The organism is Mediterraneibacter sp. 210702-DFI.5.30, assembly GCF_020560115.1.
Taxonomy (GTDB): domain Bacteria; phylum Bacillota; class Clostridia; order Lachnospirales; family Lachnospiraceae; genus Mediterraneibacter; species Mediterraneibacter faecis.
The window spans coordinates 1-264 of sequence record NZ_JAJCME010000092.1; the positions used below are offsets into that span (position 1 = coordinate 1).

General features: G+C 54.2%; 1 protein-coding gene. It reads left to right on the forward strand.

Annotation, left to right across the window (positions count from 1 at the left end):
- A partial coding sequence (locus LI126_RS14815; RefSeq protein ID WP_227165692.1) for a DEAD/DEAH box helicase family protein occupies positions 1 to 264 on the forward strand: 264 nt, incomplete at both ends.

The window sequence follows — 264 nt, forward strand, 5'->3', positions numbered from 1 at the left end:
GCTCAGCATCGCAAACGAGTCAGTCTGATCTGATTACGCCCAATGCCATGCAAAAAGCTGCCTGCAAACGAATTGAGGCGCTGCGCCAGGCTGGTGAAAAGCGGGCCTTGGTAATTTCAGCAACGGGGACAGGGAAAACGTATTTGGCCGCGTTTGCCGTTCAAAGCGCCCAACGTAGCCGCGTCGTGGTGGTTGCCCATCGTGAGCAGCTGCTTTTAAAGGCGCGGGCCAGTTTTCAAAAGATTATTGGGGGTCAAGATCAAG